The organism is Pseudomonas sp. GB2N2 (assembly GCF_054897705.1).
Genome location: NZ_CM142701.1, coordinates 5,320,162 through 5,336,743 on the forward strand (window position 1 = coordinate 5,320,162; position 16,582 = coordinate 5,336,743).

The 16,582-nt window shown below is 59.8% G+C and carries 18 protein-coding genes; 11 read left to right on the top strand and 7 right to left on the bottom strand.

What is annotated here, in order from left to right:
- On the top strand, positions 1-1,335 hold the full coding sequence (locus tag ACYZT4_RS24685) for a DEAD/DEAH box helicase (protein ID WP_461983482.1): 1,335 nt from the start codon (positions 1-3) through the stop codon (positions 1,333-1,335).
- A gap of 69 nt (positions 1,336-1,404) precedes the next feature.
- Here ACYZT4_RS24685 and ACYZT4_RS24690 read toward each other — a convergent pair whose 3' ends face one another.
- Together ACYZT4_RS24690 and ACYZT4_RS24695 are read right to left on the bottom strand one after the other, a co-directional pair.
- Positions 1,405-2,652: a TIGR03862 family flavoprotein gene (locus tag ACYZT4_RS24690; protein WP_461983484.1), complete on the bottom strand. Its 1,248-nt coding sequence runs from the start codon at positions 2,650-2,652 to the stop codon at positions 1,405-1,407.
- Positions 2,653-2,826: 174 nt separating this feature from the next.
- The gene (locus ACYZT4_RS24695; protein ID WP_461983486.1) at positions 2,827-3,747 is read right to left on the bottom strand and encodes a histone deacetylase family protein; all 921 of its coding nucleotides are present in this window, start codon (positions 3,745-3,747) and stop codon (positions 2,827-2,829) included.
- An 88-nt stretch (positions 3,748-3,835) separates the two neighbouring features.
- Here ACYZT4_RS24695 and ACYZT4_RS24700 point away from each other — a divergent pair, with 88 nt between their 5' ends.
- From ACYZT4_RS24700 to ACYZT4_RS24710, 3 genes are all read left to right on the top strand, one after another.
- Positions 3,836-4,405 (top strand): GNAT family N-acetyltransferase, encoded by a 570-nt coding sequence (locus ACYZT4_RS24700; protein ID WP_461983487.1) that lies wholly within the window; start codon positions 3,836-3,838, stop codon positions 4,403-4,405.
- Positions 4,406-4,511: 106 nt separating this feature from the next.
- Positions 4,512-5,381 (top strand): acyl-CoA thioesterase II, encoded by an 870-nt coding sequence (gene tesB / locus ACYZT4_RS24705; protein WP_461983489.1) that lies wholly within the window; start codon positions 4,512-4,514, stop codon positions 5,379-5,381.
- Positions 5,378-5,971, top strand: coding sequence for an HAD family hydrolase (locus ACYZT4_RS24710; protein WP_461983491.1), 594 nt, complete (start codon positions 5,378-5,380; stop codon positions 5,969-5,971). Before tesB ends, ACYZT4_RS24710 begins: the two co-directional genes overlap by 4 nt.
- Positions 5,972-6,023: 52 nt before the next feature.
- Here the strand turns inward: ACYZT4_RS24710 and ACYZT4_RS24715 are convergent, their stop codons facing one another.
- A complete protein-coding gene (locus ACYZT4_RS24715) occupies positions 6,024-6,983 on the bottom strand; it encodes an alpha/beta hydrolase (RefSeq protein WP_461983492.1) in 960 nt (319 codons plus the stop codon).
- Positions 6,984-7,871 (bottom strand): KPN_02809 family neutral zinc metallopeptidase, encoded by an 888-nt coding sequence (gene ypfJ / locus ACYZT4_RS24720; protein ID WP_461983494.1) that lies wholly within the window; start codon positions 7,869-7,871, stop codon positions 6,984-6,986.
- Between the two features lie 292 nt (positions 7,872-8,163).
- Between ypfJ and ACYZT4_RS24725 the strand changes: the two genes are divergently transcribed.
- From ACYZT4_RS24725 to ACYZT4_RS24735, 3 genes are all read left to right on the top strand, one after another.
- Positions 8,164-8,940, top strand: coding sequence for an IclR family transcriptional regulator (locus tag ACYZT4_RS24725; RefSeq protein WP_461983496.1), 777 nt, complete (start codon positions 8,164-8,166; stop codon positions 8,938-8,940).
- Between the two features lie 67 nt (positions 8,941-9,007).
- Complete coding sequence (locus tag ACYZT4_RS24730; protein WP_461983498.1) at positions 9,008-9,886, top strand: DMT family transporter; 879 nt, start codon at positions 9,008-9,010, stop codon at positions 9,884-9,886.
- A 150-nt stretch (positions 9,887-10,036) separates the two neighbouring features.
- Entirely contained in the window at positions 10,037-10,714 is a 678-nt protein-coding gene (locus ACYZT4_RS24735; protein ID WP_461983499.1) for a TetR/AcrR family transcriptional regulator, read from the top strand.
- A 73-nt stretch (positions 10,715-10,787) separates the two neighbouring features.
- Here the strand turns inward: ACYZT4_RS24735 and ACYZT4_RS24740 are convergent, their stop codons facing one another.
- Complete coding sequence (locus tag ACYZT4_RS24740) at positions 10,788-11,699, bottom strand: LysR family transcriptional regulator (RefSeq protein ID WP_461983501.1); 912 nt, start codon at positions 11,697-11,699, stop codon at positions 10,788-10,790.
- 216 nt (positions 11,700-11,915) lie between these two features.
- Here ACYZT4_RS24740 and ACYZT4_RS24745 point away from each other — a divergent pair, with 216 nt between their 5' ends.
- Together ACYZT4_RS24745 and ACYZT4_RS24750 are read left to right on the top strand one after the other, a co-directional pair.
- Positions 11,916-12,344, top strand: a complete 429-nt coding sequence (locus ACYZT4_RS24745; RefSeq protein ID WP_461983503.1) for a DUF4160 domain-containing protein — start codon at positions 11,916-11,918, stop codon at positions 12,342-12,344.
- On the top strand, positions 12,341-12,787 hold the full coding sequence (locus tag ACYZT4_RS24750; protein ID WP_461983505.1) for a DUF2442 domain-containing protein: 447 nt from the start codon (positions 12,341-12,343) through the stop codon (positions 12,785-12,787). Before ACYZT4_RS24745 ends, ACYZT4_RS24750 begins: the two co-directional genes overlap by 4 nt.
- Before the next feature lie 51 nt (positions 12,788-12,838).
- On the opposite strand, the gene trmA is transcribed toward ACYZT4_RS24750, so the two are convergent.
- Positions 12,839-13,918: a tRNA (uridine(54)-C5)-methyltransferase TrmA gene (trmA, locus tag ACYZT4_RS24755; protein ID WP_461983507.1), complete on the bottom strand. Its 1,080-nt coding sequence runs from the start codon at positions 13,916-13,918 to the stop codon at positions 12,839-12,841.
- Positions 13,915-15,210 (bottom strand): NCS2 family permease, encoded by a 1,296-nt coding sequence (locus tag ACYZT4_RS24760; protein WP_461983509.1) that lies wholly within the window; start codon positions 15,208-15,210, stop codon positions 13,915-13,917. Before ACYZT4_RS24760 ends, trmA begins: the two co-directional genes overlap by 4 nt.
- Before the next feature lie 222 nt (positions 15,211-15,432).
- Between ACYZT4_RS24760 and ACYZT4_RS24765 the strand changes: the two genes are divergently transcribed.
- Positions 15,433-15,879, top strand: coding sequence for a DUF4879 domain-containing protein (locus tag ACYZT4_RS24765; protein WP_461983510.1), 447 nt, complete (start codon positions 15,433-15,435; stop codon positions 15,877-15,879).
- Positions 15,880-15,945: 66 nt separating this feature from the next.
- Complete coding sequence (locus ACYZT4_RS24770) at positions 15,946-16,497, top strand: DJ-1 family glyoxalase III (RefSeq protein ID WP_461983512.1); 552 nt, start codon at positions 15,946-15,948, stop codon at positions 16,495-16,497.
- The last annotated feature ends 85 nt before the right edge of the window (positions 16,498-16,582 follow it).

The window sequence follows — 16,582 nt, forward strand, 5'->3', positions numbered from 1 at the left end:
ATGACTTTCGCCTCCCTTGGCCTGATCGAACCCTTGCTGCGCTCTCTCGAGACGCTCGGCTACCAGACCCCGACGCCGGTTCAGGCGGAAGCCATTCCTGCGGTGCTGGCGGGTCGCGACCTGATGGCAGCGGCTCAGACCGGCACCGGCAAGACCGCCGGTTTCGCACTGCCGCTCCTGCAATTGCTGACCATGGAAGGGCCAAAAGTCACTGCCAACTCGGTGCGCGCGCTGATCCTGGTGCCAACCCGCGAACTGGCGGAACAGGTTCATGAAGCCGTGAGCCAGTACGCCGAGAATCTGCCGTTGAGCACTTACGCGGTGTACGGCGGCGTCAGCATCAACCCGCAGATGATGAAGCTGCGTAAGGGCGTTGACGTGCTGGTGGCGACGCCGGGCCGTTTACTCGACCTGTTCCGCCAGAACGCGCTGAAGTTCAACCAGCTGCAAACCCTGGTGCTGGACGAAGCGGACCGCATGCTCGACCTGGGCTTTTCCGAGGAGCTGGGGAACATTTATCGCGTGCTGCCGAAGAAACGTCAGACACTGCTGTTCTCCGCAACATTCTCCGACGCGATCCGCTTGCTGGCCGGGCAAATGCTCAACGACCCGCTGAGCATCGAAGTCAGCCCGCGCAACGTAGCGGCCAGTACCGTCAAGCAATGGGTGGTGACGGTGGACAAGAAGCGCAAGCCGGAACTGTTCATCCATCTGCTGCGCAAGGGCAAGTGGAAGCAGGTGCTGGTGTTCGCCAAGACCCGCAACGGCGTGGACGCGCTGGTGGAAAAACTGCAGGGCCTGGGCATCAACGCCGACGGCATCCATGGCGACAAACCGCAAGCCACCCGTCAACGCGCGCTGGACCGTTTCAAGGCCAGCGAAGTGCAGATTCTGGTCGCCACCGACGTCGCGGCCCGTGGTCTGGACATCGAAGATTTGCCGTTGGTGGTCAACTTCGACCTGCCGATCGTGGCGGAAGACTACATCCATCGGATCGGTCGTACCGGGCGTGCGGGTGCTTCCGGGCAGGCCATATCGCTGGTGTGTGCGGATGAAGTGAATCTGCTGTCGGCCATCGAGATGTTGACCCGTCAGACGTTGCCTCGTCAGGTGGAGCACGACTTCGAACCTGAGCACCGCGTACCGGATACCGATTCCAGCGGTCAGGTGGTGACGAAGCCGAAAAAACCGAAGAAGCCGAAGACCTCCGGTGGCGGTAAACGCAATTTGGGTAAGTGGGTCGAGAGCGGGGACGCTTCGGCGCCGGAGCCTTCGATCAAGCCTGTGCGGAAAGTGCCGGTGTTTAATACCGGGCCGCGTAAGAAGAAGCCTTGACAGCAGCGGCAAGCGGCAAGCTGCAAGCGGCAAGTTACCTCGCGCCCGCTCTAACTTGCCGCTTGCAGCTTAAAGCTTGCCGCTACCACCAAACCACTCCACCATCCCCAACCCCGCCGCACGCCCACTGGCGAAACACGCGGTCAGCAAATAGCCGCCCGTCGGCGCTTCCCAATCGAGCATTTCCCCCGCGCAAAACACCCCAGGCAATTGCTTGAGCATCAGGCGTTCATCCATCGACTCGAACATCACGCCCCCGGCGCTGCTGATGGCTTCGTCCAGTGGGCGGGTTTTCACCAGGTTCATCGGCAGCGCTTTAATCGCCTTGGCGAGCAATGCCGAATCGGCGAAGCATTCTGCCGCCGTCAGTTCGCGCAGCAGCGCCGCTTTCACCCCATCTATCCCGAGCTGACTGTGCAGATGTTTGGACATTGAGCGGGAACCGCGCGGTTTACTCAGCGCCGCCTGAACTTTATCCACAGGCCGGCCGGGCAGCAGGTCCAGATGAATAGTCGCCGAGCCATGCTGATTGATCGCTTCGCGGATCGATGCCGATAGCGCGTAGATCAAACTGCCTTCGATCCCGGTCGCTGTAATCACGCATTCACCCAGCCGGGGAACGTCGTCATTGAGGCCGATAGCGATATTTTTCAGCGGGGCACCAGCGAATTTGCTGACCATCAATTCGCTCCAGGCCTGCACCTCGAAACCGCAATTACTCGGTTGCAAAGGCGTCAGTCCTACACCGCGTTGTTCGAGTGGCAGCATCCATGCTCCGTCGGAACCCAAGCGCGACCAACTGCCGCCGCCGAGGGCCAGCAGGGTTGCGTCAGGATGGAGGATTTTTTCGCCGTCAGGACTTTCAACGCGCAAACCACCGTTGTCATCCCAACCCAGCCAACGATGGCGGGTGTGGATAACTACGCCAGCCTCTCGCAACCTTTTGAGCCAGGCCCGCAACAGCGGCGCAGCCTTCATGTCCGTAGGAAACACCCGGCCAGAGCTGCCGACAAAGGTTTCGATACCCAAGTCATGAATCCACTGGCACAGCGCTTCGGCACCAAAGCTGCGCAGCAGCGGTGCAATCTGCGGTCCGCGCTCGGCGTAGCGTGAGAGAAATGCCGGGTAGGCTTCGGAATGGGTGATGTTCATGCCGCCCACGCCTGCCAGGAGAAATTTGCGACCTACCGAAGGCATGCCGTCGTACAGATCGACCTTGATTCCGGCCAGGCCCAGCACTTCAGCCGCCATCAAGCCTGCGGGGCCGCCGCCAATGATGGCGACTTGCGGGGGGAGGACGGCGGAAGTCTGAGTCATGGAATGCGCTGCGGTATGGCGGAATAAGCCGGGCATTCTACCGCACAGCTGGTTTCAAGGGCTGTTCAAAAAATAACCAGGCTTTTGCAGGGCACGTGCAGCCTAGCCTGCAGGCCCTTTCACTCAGGTTATCCACAGGCAGTTCCACAGACATTGTGGGTAAACACTCACAGCTCAATGACAACCTGATGACGTCCATACCCGTTGCGCGCTGTGGTGCAATATCCCGTGACGCCGCGCCAGCGCCTTGCGGTCCTTGCTGTAGCCGCCGCCAATCACCCCGACCACTGGAATATCCCGGCCCAGGCAATGTCGCATCACGCTTTCATCGCGAGCGGCCACACCTTCGTCTGTCAGCTTCAGGTAACCCAGCGCGTCATCCTTATGCACATCGACCCCGGCGTCGTACAACACCAGGTCCGGCTGATAAAGCGGCAACAAGTAATTCAGCGCGTCGTCCACCACCTTCAAATAGTCCGCATCGCTCATGCCTTTGGGCAGCGGGATGTCCCAGTCACTTTCGGCTTTGCGTGCGGGAAAATTCTTCTCGCAATGCAGGGAAACGGTCACCGCGTCCGGGGTGTTGTGCAGAATCCGTGCAGTCCCGTCACCCTGATGCACGTCGCAATCGAAGATCAGCACCCGGTTCACACGGCCACTTTCCAGCAGGAAATGGCTGATCACCGCCAGGTCATTGAAGATGCAGAATCCCGCCGGGTAGTCGTAATGCGCATGGTGCGTGCCGCCGGCCAAGTGACAGGCCAGTCCGTGTGTCAGCGCCTGTTCCGCCGCCAGCAATGACCCGCCGACCGCACGCACAGTGCGCCGGGCCAGTGCTTCGCTCCATGGCAGGCCGAGGCGTCGCTGGTCCTCTCGGGACAAATCGCCGCTCATATAACGTTCGATATAGGCAGCGTCATGCGCGAGGGCGAGAATTTCTGGCGGACAGAGTTCCGGGCGCAGCAGGTCGGCGTCCCGGACCAGGCCGCTGTCCACCAGGTGATCGCGAAGCAGGCGAAACTTGTCCATCGGGAAGCGGTGATCCGCCGGGAACTCGGGGCTGTAATCTTCGTGGTAAATCAGCGGCAGCGGCATGGCAGGCTTTTATTGAGTACGGCAGACAGGAATAAAGGAAGGATCCTACCAGCGTTGTAGACTTGCGACAGGGAAAGGGGAGTGGACGATGGAGCCGATACAGGAACTCGAAAGTGCGCGACTGCTGCTACGACAGTGGCGGGATGAGGATTTGCCAGCGTTTGCGGCGATGTGCGTCGATCCACAGGTGATGCGCTATTTTCCGGCACACCTGAGCCGGCTGGAAAGTGCCTCGCTGATCGGACGGATTCGTGGCCACTTCGCCGAGCATGGTTTTGGTCTCTGGGCGCTGGAGCGCAAGGACACCGGCGCGTTTATCGGGTTTACCGGTCTCGGAGTGGTCGGTTTTGATGCGCCGTTCACCCCGGCCATCGAGATCGGCTGGCGCCTGGCGCGCGAGCATTGGGGTTTGGGGTATGCCAGTGAAGCAGCATGGACCGCTCTGCGCTGCGGGTTTGACCGCTTGGCGCTGAACGAAGTCGTGGCGTTCACCACGCACACCAACACGCCTTCGGAGAAAGTCATGCAGGCGATCGGCATGCACCATGATTCAGCTCATGACTTTGAGCACCCGAAACTCGCAGCCGATCATCCCTTGCGTCACCATGTGCTGTACCGCATCACCCGTGAGCAATGGCTGCAAACCTTGCATGGATAAGCCGGCCTGGACGTTTACAATGACGCCAATGATGGCCCCGGCCGGAAACTGAATCGACCGCCGCAGCCAAGACTGCGCGGCATTGCATTGTGTGAGGAGACTCTGAATGAGCCAAGTGTTGGATGATCTGGTCGATTTGCTGACCCTGGAACCGATCGAGGAAAACCTGTTCCGTGGCCGCAGTCAGGACTTGGGTTTTCGCCAGTTGTTCGGCGGCCAGGTGATCGGTCAGTCGCTGTCGGCAGCCAGTCAGACGGTCGAAGAAACGCGGCATGTGCATTCGATGCACGGTTACTTCCTGCGTCCGGGCGACTCCGCGTTGCCGGTGGTGTATCAGGTTGACCGGGTGCGCGACGGCGGCAGTTTCAGCACGCGCCGTGTCACGGCGATCCAGAAGGGCAACCCGATTTTCACCTGCAGCGCATCGTTCCAGTACGACGAGAAAGGCTTTGAGCATCAGGCCGAGATGCCGGTGGTGGTCGGCCCGGAAAACCTGCCGTCGGAACTTGAATTGACTCAACAACGCGCGCACCTGATTCCCGAACACATGCGTGAAAAACTGCTGTGCCCGAAACCGATCGAGTTCCGCCCGATCACCGAAAAAGATCCCTACAACCCGCAACCGTCCGATCCGGTCAAGTATGTCTGGTTTCGCGCCGACGGTGCCTTGGCCGATTCTGCGGCGCTGCATAAATACCTGCTGGCGTACGCCTCGGATTTCGGCCTGCTGACCACATCAATGCAGCCTCATGGCAAGTCGGTCTGGCAAAAAGACATGCAGGTCGCCAGCCTCGATCACGCGTTGTGGTTTCACGCCGACCTGCGCGCCGATGACTGGTTGCTGTACGCGATGGACAGCCCCTGGGCCGGCAATTCCCGTGGCTTCACCCGTGGCAGCGTATTTAATCGCGCCGGGCAACTGGTGGCGTCGGTCACGCAGGAAGGCCTGATTCGTCACCGCAAGGATTGGGCATGAGCCTGGCCGACGTGCGGCACTGGGTGTTCGACATGGACGGCACCCTGACGGTGGCCGTGCATGATTTCGCGGCGATCCGCGTGGCGCTGGCGATCCCTGCCGAAGACGACATCCTGACCCATCTCGCCGCATTGCCGGCCGATGAAGCAGCGGCCAAACATGCATGGTTGCTGGAGCACGAGCGGGATCTGGCGCTGGGCTCGAAAGCGGCGCCGGGGGCCGTAGAACTGGTGCGTGAACTGGCCGGGCGCGGTTACCGCCTGGGCATTCTGACGCGTAACGCCCGGGAGTTGGCGCATGTGACGCTGGAGGCGATTGGCCTGGCGGACTGCTTCGCGGTGGAGGACGTGCTGGGACGTGATGAAGCGCCGCCCAAGCCGCATCCCGGTGGCTTGCTGAAACTGGCTGAAGCCTGGAATGTGCCGGCGAGCGAGATGGTGATGGTCGGTGATTACCGGTTTGATCTGGATTGCGGCAGGGCGGCGGGGGCGCGGACGGTGTTGGTGAATTTGCCGGATAACCCGTGGCCCGAGCTGACGGATTGGCATGCGGTGGATTGTGGGGTATTGCGGGAAATGTTGTCGGCTTGAAGGCCTCATAGCTGGCTTGCCAGCGATGGCGTGAGATCAAGCAGCACAAAACTCACTGCCCAAACAAAACCTTCTGCCCCTCCGGCGACGTGAACATCGCGTCGCCGTTATGCCCGACCCCGGGCACTTCAACCAGTTGTTGATTCAACCCCTGCGGATGGCTGCGTTTCAGATACTCGAAATAATTGCGTCCGCGGGCCAGGCGATAAGCGCCCTGCGCCTCGGCTTCGCAACTTTTATCCAGTGCCGGATGGTTTGGGTCGATGTCCTGCTGCCCCAGCAGATAAACGATGTCACGCTGGACGTAGTTGTCTTCCAACTGCGCGGGCGTTTGTCCTTCGGCATAAGCCGGCAAATCGGTCAGACCGTACTTCCAGCGATTGAAGTTGGCGCATTTGGCATGATTGAACGCTACCGGCCGCCGTTCATCGAAATACGCATAGGAAGACGGGTTGGCGATGACATAACGCACATGCACGCCAGCAGCCTTGAGTTCCGGTTGCTCATGATTCAACAACGCATAGCGCTGAACCACTTGGGCACCCCCCGAGTGGCCGGCGATGACGACGTCCTTCACATCGGGGAACTGTCGACGATCGCCGAGCCGGGCGATGATTTGGTCGAGCGCCGCGTAGGCGCTCAACGCAAACGGCGCGGTGGATAAGCCGCCTCCCATCCAGTCATTGCCCTGCCAGCGCAAAACCGTATCTGCCACGGGATGCCGGGCAACGTCGGTTTCGTTGAGGAACTGCGGGGCGATCACCAGCGTGCTTGAGCTTTGCCCTGCTTGTTGAGCAGCCTTTTCCGCGCTTCGCCGGTACGTTTCGGAGTTGCGCAATCGACCATGGATGATAATCAGCACCCGCTCTATTTTCGCCGGCGCGGGACCTATGCCCACGGCCATCTCACCTTCTTTCAACAACAGCCGGCCGGGGCTGATTTCCTTCACGCCATGTTCGGACGCCTGAGTACTTGCACAGGTCAACAACACCAGCAACAGCCACTTATTCATCTACAGATTTTTCGCCGCAAAGGTATCGCACTGGCCCACCTGGCCTTGCGCAAATCCGGTTTTAAACCAGCGCACCCTTTGCGCCGACGTACCATGGGTAAACGAGTCCGGCACCACGCGACCCTGTCCTTGCTGTTGCAAGCGGTCGTCGCCGATGGCGTTGGCAGCATTCAGAGCTTCCTCGATATCACCCGGTTCCAGCCAGTTCAGACGTTTTTGCGCATTGTTGGCCCAGACACCGGCCAGGCAATCCGCTTGCAACTCCTGACGCACCAGTAAACCACCATCGCCTTCCATTTGCCGGCCTTGCTGGCGGGCGGCCTGAATTTTCGCCGAGACACCGAGCAACGTCTGAACGTGATGTCCGACTTCGTGAGCGATCACGTAGGCCTGGGCGAAGTCTCCGGCGGCGGAAAAGCGTTGCGACATCTCCTGGAAGAACGCCATGTCGAGATAGACCTTCTGGTCGGCCGGGCAATAGAACGGGCCGGTCGCCGAGGTGGCCAAGCCGCACGCCGAGTTCACCCGGTTGCTGAACAGCACCAGGGTCGGGTTCTTGTACTGTCGACCGGCTTGCTGAAATATCTGACCCCAGGTGTCCTCGGTGTCACCGAGGATCGAACGGACGAACTCGGCACCTTCGTCATTGGCCGGTGGCGCCTTGCGGGTTTGAGTCGAGGCGGGTGCCGATTGCTCGGTCACTTGACCGGTCAGTTGGCCGAGGATCTGCATCGGGTCCTGGCCAGTGATCCAGCCGATTCCGACAATCAGAATGATCGCCGTCAGACTCAGACCTTTCCCACCACCGAAGCGCATCCCGCCGCCGCCGACATCGTCACCACGGGCATCGACCACATTGTCACTGCGTCGGCCTTTTTTCCATAGCATGTGGGAATCCTCTGATTGTCCTTGGGGGCAGGTGGTGCTGATGAATTGTGCTGATGAGTGTTGCTGGTGAGTGAGGGCGGCGCCAGTCCAGTCGTCCGGCTTTTTTCGCACGGCCGGCGTTACGGAACCAGTCTGTAGACGCAGAAAATATTACTGCCTGTATTGAACCTTGATCCTTCATTGAATTCCGTCTGACGATGGATATTTATCGTTCAGACGGTATTCAGTTCCAAAATTTGCATTACTGAGAATGTATTTTAGAATCAGGAAAACATTAGCGGATCTCCATTTCATGGCCGGCAGTCAGATCGAACGCGTTTTCAGCGTGCTGGAAAGCCTCACCAATGAACCTCGCGGCGTGCCGATGAAGGCGCTGGCGGAACAACTCGACATTCCCAAAAGTGCGACCCACCGCTTGCTCGCCGAGCTGATTCGCTTGGGTTATGTGCTGCAAAATCCGGATAACTTGCGCTATCACTTGTCGACCAAACTGGTGGCTATGGGCTTTCGTTATCTGGCGAACAGCGGCACGGACATCGTGCAGCCGGTGCTTGATCGTCTGGCCCATGAAACCGGTGAACTGGTGCGCCTGGGTGTCATCGAGGGTGAACGGCAGATCTGGATCGCCAAATCCCAGGGCGCCCCTTCGGGGCTGCGCTACGACCCGGACATGGGCCGCGACGCACCGCTGTTCTACACGGCATCGGGCCATGCGTGGCTGGCGTGCATGAGCGATGCCGAAGCGTTGTTGCTGGTGGAGCGGCAGGGCGGCGAACGGCCGAAAGATCTGGGGCCGAACGCACCGCGTTCCAACATCGAACTGCTGGAACGGCTGCGGTTGGCGCGTGAGCAAGGTTATGCCTGGGTTGAGGAGAGTTCGGCGGTGGGCACGTCAGCGATTGCGGCGGTCGTGCGTCACCCAAGCGATGGGCGAGTGGTCGGTGTGTTGAGCATTGCCGGCCCCAGCGCGCGGATGCCAGGGGCACGACTGCATGAGTTGGCACCGATGTTGTTGAGATTTACCGAAGAGCTGTCTGCGGCCTGCCTGGCATCGGAATTCTTCAACTAGGCGTGATTAGCGTTATCTGGAACCAGGTTCTGATTTATTCAAATCCGCAAGGCGTAAAGGAAACTCCATGACCGTCAGCACCCCACTCTCCGGTGTCAACCAGCCCTTCAAAGGGATTCTGCTGATCGTTTTAGCGACGTTCCTTTTTTCCAGTCACGACGCCTTGTCGAAATACCTGTCGGGGTTCTATCCGATTGTCATGGTGGTCTGGGCCCGTTATGTGGTTCACACCTTGTTGATGGCCGGGATTTTTCTGCCGCAATCGGGGTTGCGTGTCCTACGGACCAAACGACCGCTGCTGCAACTGTTGCGGGCGTTGTGCCTGCTGGGTACCAGCCTGTTTTTCACCACCGGTTTGCAATACATCCCGTTGGCGGAAGCCACGGCGGTCAACTTTCTCGCGCCGGTGCTTGTGACCGCGCTGTCGGTGCCGCTGCTGGGTGAGCGGGTTACGCGCGGCCAATGGATCGCGGTGATATGTGGATTTATCGGTGTGGTGATCATCGTCCACCCCGGCGGCGATCTGTTTACGCCAGCGGTATTGCTGCCGCTCTGCTCGGCGCTGTTTTTCTGCTTCTATCAATTACTCACCCGCAAACTCAGCAGCATCGACAGCCCGACCACCAGCAACTTCTTCGCCGGGTTGTGCAACACCCTGGTGATGAGCGCGTTGGTGCCGTTCTTCTGGCAAGTGCCGAGCTTTGGGCATGGCTTGATGATGGTGGCGCTGGGTGCGTGCGGGATGACGGCGCATTTGTTTCTGACCCAGGCATTCCGCTACGCCGCCCCGGCGTTGCTGGCACCGTTCGGCTATTGCCAGATTGTCTTTGCCGGGTTGCTGGGCTGGTTGCTGTTTTCCCATACCCCGACGCTGACCACGGTGGTGGGGATCGCAGTGATTTGTTGCAGCGGGTTGGCGGCGGCGTGGCAGCAGAGCCGGAGGTAGACGTTCGCCAAATCCCGCAGCGGCGCCATTCGCCAGGCCAAGTTGTAGCGAATTCGTAAACGCGGCGTTAAACCTCCGCCCCGCGGCTTCCTTCACTGTGCCGTGCGGCTCATAATCGCCGCCCTGTGCAGTGATGGCCGCGAGCCCGCAATGACGACAATTTCAGAACTCTCCGCAGCGTCCGACGAACCTTTGGCCGAGCCTCGCAAGAGTCGTAAGAACAACCCGGAAAAGACCCGCGAAAACATTCTTCAAGAGGCCATTGTCGAGTTCGTCCAACAGGGCCTTTCCGGCGCTCGTGTCGATGCGATCGCCGATCGTATTCATACCTCAAAACGCATGATCTATTACTACTTCGGCAGTAAGGAACAGCTTTACATCGAAGTGCTGGAGAAGCTTTACGGCGACATCCGCAGCACCGAGAACCGCCTGCACCTGGCCGAACTGGCGCCGGTGGACGCGATTCGGCGACTGGTGGAATTCACTTTCGATCACCATGATCGCAACGTCGATTTCGTGCGCATCGTCAGCATCGAGAACATTCACAACGCGGAATACGTGAAGCGTTCTGACGCGATCAAGGCGATGAACAACACCATTCTCGATTCTCTGGGCGTGATTTTGCGGCGAGGGGCTGAAGAGGGTGTGTTCCGGTCTGGGCTTGTGCCGTTGGATGTGCATCTGCTGATCAGCTCGTTTTGCTTCTATCGCGTGTCGAACCGCCACACCTTCGGTGAGATTTTTCAGATCGACCTGCCGGATGAAGGCATCAAGCAGCGTCATCGGGAGATGATTTGCGAGTCGGTCTTGCGCTACCTCCAGGCCTGAAATATCCCGTCCTGCGGCAGCTCCTACAGGAGCACGCGTCCCAAATGTAGGCGCTGCCGAAGGCTGCGATCTATTAACGTGGCAAATGCTCGACCATAAAATCAATAAACGCCCTCAACCGTAGCGGCACATGACGACTTTGCGGGTAGAGCAATGTGAACGGTCGCGAGCGTCCGCCATAAGGTTTGAGAATCTCCACCAGCGAGCCATCGGCCAATTCTTTTTCGACGATGAAGCGATACGTCTGGAATAACCCCGCCCCGTGTTTGGCCAGGGTCACGCCGCCCAGAACGTCGTCGGAACAACTGAGATCACCCTCGGCGAGAATCTCGCGCTCCGCGCCGGCGTCATTGAATAGCCAGGCAATCCGCCGACCGCTGCTGGGCAAATCGTATTGGATGCATTCGTGTTTTTTCAGGTCGTCCAATGTCTGCGGCGTGCCCGCGCGCTTCAGGTAATCCTGGCTGGCAATCATCACCAGCGCGGCGTCCTCAAGCTGTCGGGCAATCAGTCCGGAATCCGGAATCGCCCGCACACGAATGGCGAGGTCATAACCTTCGCCGACGAAATCGATGTTGCGGTTGCTGATGTGCGACTCGACTTTCACTTGCGGGAAACGCTCCCGAAACGCCGGCAGTAACGGCAGGATCCGATGATGCGCGTACGTCGTCGGAATGCTGATACGCAACGTACCGGAAGGCTCCTGCTGCTGGCCCATGACTTCGCGCTGAGCTTCGACCAATTGCGCCAGCGCCTGGCGGCATTCTTCGTAATAGCGGCGGCCACTGTCGGTCAGTTTCACGCTGCGGGTTGTGCGTGCGAACAATCGAACGCCCAGGCGCTCCTCCATGCGCGACACCGAACGGCTCACCGCTGCTGGCGTCACGCCAGCCACCAACGCGGCGGCGGTAAAACTGCCAGCTTCGGCGGCGAGGCAAAACAGCTCAATGCTGCCGAGCTGAAGATCGTCGAATGTTCGCTGCATGATTGATTACACCAGGGATCAAATGGATAGGCCTGACGCAGTGTTTATCAAATAGCGGAAAGGATTGCTTACCATTTTTGCCGCTAATCGCCGCGCCCGGAACGCGTTTGAGCGCTAGCCTGCAGTTCAGACGACAGCGTTAAGGACTGCACCAGTTATCGGATTTTCAATGGAATGACGAGTCACAGGACTCATAAACCTAACGGATGGGTTAGCATGAAACTGTTCAGCTACAAAGGGCTTTCAATGGTGATCATGCTGCGCGATGAACACTGCCCGCCGCACGCACACGTAGAAGCCGGAGCCTGGAGCGCACGCTTCAAGTTCTGCTTCTGGCACAACGGTGTCGAGCTGTGGGACGTGGTGCCTCATTCCAACAGGCCACCTGCAGCCGTGCTGGAAGGTTTGCGTCATGCGCTCAGGCAACCCGCCCACTTGCGTCGCGCGCGCACGATCTGGTGGGAAAAGCTGCACACGGTGTGCCTTGAGCACCAGATATGGGACTGGCGCACCAGTGAAGTCGCAGGGGTGAAGCGGATAGCCAGTGCGACCAACATGATTTATTCGGCTTGCTATGAGCCCGAGACGAACAAGACCTTGCTGGCGCTATTTGGCGTTTCGGAGGGCGTGGAGATCAAATTATGAAGACGATAGAGGCAAGCACCCTGGCCGATCGGCCAGTGACAGACGCCCTGCTGGAAGTGGCCATCCGGCGAGGGCAAGCGCGCCACAAAGGTGGTTTTCAGGCTGCGGCCGTGTCCTTTGTGGACCCGTGCCTTGCAGTCAGTTTCCTAGATGGCAGTGGCGTGCTGTTGCCTGTGCAGCACTATCCGGAGTTCGATGGTTTCGACGTCGAGGATTTTGCCGAACTGAAAGTCGGCTTTTCCGGGACCGCTCTCTGCCATGAGGGCAAGGACCTGCACGTGTCCATAGCCGGGATGATTTCGGCAAGCAAGCCGTTGATGGAGATGGCCGCCTCGGTCATTGCTACGCGCAATGGTCGCCAGAGCAGCGCTGCCAAGGCCGAGGCTGCCCGGGCCAATGGCCGCAAGGGCGGGCGGCCGCGTAAGCCGGATACCCCCGTTTGAACACGCGCAAAAAAGCCGTCGTACTGACGGCTTTCCTGTATCAGGCAGCAATCAACGTCGGGTTAACAACACCCCGGATTCCATGTGGTGGGTCCACGGGAATTGGTCAAACATCGCGCATTGAGTAATGCGGTGGGTGTCATGCAACTGAGCGATGTTCGCCGCCAGGGTTTCCGGGTTGCAGGAGATGTAAAGGATGTTATCGAAACGCCGCGTCAGCTCGCAGGTGTCCGGGTCCATACCGGCGCGGGGCGGGTCGACGAAGACGCTACCGAATTCGTAGCGCTTGAGGTCGATGCCGTGCAGGCGACGGAAGGGGCGAACTTCGTTCAAGGCTTCGGTCAGTTCTTCGGCGGACAAACGCACCAGTGTGACGTTATCCACCGCGTTTTCGCTGAGGTTGCTCAGCGCCGCGTTGACCGAAGTCTTGCTGATCTCGGTGGCTAGCACTTTGCGGACGCGGGTCGCGAGCGGCAGGGTGAAGTTGCCGTTGCCGCAATACAGCTCGAGCAAATCGTCCGGGCGATCGCCGAGGGCGTCGTATGCCCAGTTGAGCATCTTCTGGTTCACCGTGCCGTTGGGCTGGGTGAACGCGCCTTCTGGCTGGCGGTAACTGAACGCGCGGCCGCCGACTTCCAGCTTCTCGACCACGTAATCATGGCCGATCACTTCGCGCTTGCCTTTCGAACGGCCGATCACGCTGACGTTCAAATCGGCCGCCAGCTTCGACGCTGCCACGTGCCAGTGTTCGTCCAGCGGACGGTGGTAGCACAGCGTGATCATTGCATCGCCGGCCAGTGTGGTGAGGAACTCCACCTGAAACAGCTTGTGGCTGAGAGCCGCGCTGGCTTTCCACGCGGCCTTGAGCTGCGGCATCAACTCATTGATGCGCAGGCTGGCAATCGGGAACTCTTCGATCAGGATCGGCGTGCGTTTGTCTTCCTGGGAAAACATCGCGTAGTGACGCTCGCCACCCTCGCGCCACAGGCGGAATTCGGCGCGCAGGCGGAAGTGTTTCAGTGGCGAATCGAACACCGCCGGTTCCGGCGCATCGAACGGCGCCAGCAGGTCACGCAGGCGCGCGACCTTGTCTTCGAGCTGAACAGTGTAAGCCTGGGAATCAAAAGTCATGCGTTGAACCAACCCAACTTGATCACAAACAGAATCGACAGAATCACAAGCGCCGGGTTCAGCTCACGGCCACGACCGGACAGCAGTTTGATCGCGGTCCAGGAAATGAAACCGAAAGCGATGCCGTTGGCGATGGAATAGGTGAACGGCATGGCCAGCGCGGTGATCACGACCGGTGCGGCAACGGTGATGTCGTCCCAGTCTATTTCGGCCAGGCCTGAAGTCATCAGTACCGCGACGAACAGCAGGGCAGGTGCCGTGGCAAATGCCGGAACGCTGGCGGCCAGTGGCGAAAAGAACAGTGCCAGCAGAAACAGGATCGCAACAACGACGGCTGTCAGACCGGTGCGGCCACCGGCGCTAACGCCCGCTGCGGATTCGATGTAGCTCGTGGTAGTCGAGGTACCGAGCAGCGAACCCGCCATGGCGGCGGTGCTGTCGGCGATCAGCGCGCGTCCCATTTTCGGCATATGGCCGTCCTTGCCCATCAAGCCGGCGCGCTTGGCGACGCCAATCAGCGTGCCGGAGTTGTCGAACAGGTCGACGAACAGGAAGGCGAAGATCACGCTGACCAGGCCGATGTCCAGCGCGCCTTTGATGTCCAGTTGCAGGAAGGTCGGTGCCAGCGAGGGCGGCATCGACATCACGCCTCCGAACGGGGTGAAGCCGAGGGCGATCGACGCAACGGTTACCACCAGAATCCCGATCAGTACCGCACCGCGCACGGCGAGCGCTTCAAGGGCAACGATCAGGGCAAAGCCGAGGGTCGCAAGGATCGGTGCCGGTTGTTTCAGGTCACCAAGGCCCACCATGGTCGCCGGGTTGCTGACGACGATGCCGGCGTTGTGCAGGGCGATCAGCGCCAGAAACAGGCCGATACCGGCGGCAATCGCCGAGCGCAGCGGCAGCGGGATGCTGTTGATGATCCATTCCCGAATGCGAAAAATCGACAGCAGGAAGAACAGCACCGCCGAAATGAATACCGCTCCCAGCGCCACTTGCCAGGTATGACCCATGTGCAGGACGACGGTGTAGGTAAAAAAGGCGTTCAGGCCCATGCCCGGCGCGAGGGCGATCGGGTAGTTGGCGATCAGGCCCATTACCGTGGAACCGATGGCGGCCGCCAGGCAGGTCGCGACGAATACGGCGCCCTTGTCCATGCCGGTCTCTCCGAGAATGCTCGGATTGACGAACAGAATGTAGGCCATGGCCAGGAAGGTCGTGACGCCCGCAAGAATCTCGGTCCGCACGTTGGTGTTGTGTGCCTTGAGTTGAAACAGCCTTTCCAGCATGTCTGCTCCCCGTGGCGCGCCCGGCGCCGTGAATGTATCGACCTCAACAGCAAAGCACAGACCTCTGCAGGCGCCTGTAATTTTCTGTGGGTCGGAAAAAGCCGCGCATCATACCAGCAGCGTGGGTCCGTGGCTGCTTATGGCTGCGAACGTCGTCGATGTTTTGCGTTAAAGCCAAGTGCGCCATACTGCGCGCTGGTTTTAGGGGAGAGGGGGGATTGCATGAAAAAGCGTCTGCTGAGCGTGTTCGGGACAATGATTGCCTTGTTGCTGGGAGCGCCAACCGCGCTGGCTGCTTCGGCCGCGCCGTTGAGCCAGGTCAAGGTGCTCAAGGTCGAGTCGCCCGCCTGTGGTTATGAAAATATCAGCGAAGCGCAGGAGCAGACACGCTGCGATCACAGTGGGCCAAGCATCAAGATCTACGTGCTGGAAGTCGGCTACGGTCGCGCGGCACAGGTCGGGCTGGACGGTTTTGAGGTCAACGGCACCCGGACCCCGGTCTGTGCTTACGATAATGGCAACCTGACCGACTGCACCGTCGGGAGAAAAACCGTTGGCTATCTGTATATCTTCGATCTGGCCGGCAAGCAGGGAGGCACGTTCACCTTCAGCAACACCTCCATCAACGCGCCGGGCAACACGATGTCGACCCAGCTTTACATCAAGTAACGGCTCGCTTGGCCAAGAGCCGGGAAAGCTGACTACGCTTTAAAGATCTTCCTGCGGACTGCGCCCATGACCTTTAGAGCTCTGATTACCCTCGCCGAGGGCATCGATGACCTGCAAACAGTGACGTTGATCGATGTGCTGCGCCGCGCCAAGGTGGAAGTGGTGGTGGCCAGCATCGAGGGGCGGCGCATGCTGACCTGCGCGCGGGGCACCCGAATAACCGCCGATGCAATGCTGGTGGACCTTCTGGCCCAGCCGTTCGACCTGATCGCACTGCCCGGTGGAGTGGTCGGCGCGCAACATCTGTCCGCCCATCAGCCTTTGCAGCAATTGATCAAGGATCAGGCCGCGGCCGGTCGTCTGTTCGCCGGCATCGCCGAAGCTCCGGCCTTGGCGCTGCAAGCCTTTGGTGTCTTGCGCCAGCGGCGCATGACCTGCCTGCCGACCGTCAGCCATCAACTGTCGGGTTGCACCTTCGTCGATCAACCGGTGGTGGTCGATGGCAACTGTATTACCGCGCAAGGTTCAGGAGGCGCGCTGGAGTTTGCCCTGACGCTGGTGGAGCAGCTTTGTGGTAAAGCCACTCGTTCAGCGGTGGTGGGGGAGTTGGTGGTGTAGCGTTTTGGCGAAGCGATTAGCGCTTTCGCCACAGGTCATTCTTCTTGAACACCCACACCTCCGAGAAGTCGTACCCCTTATAACG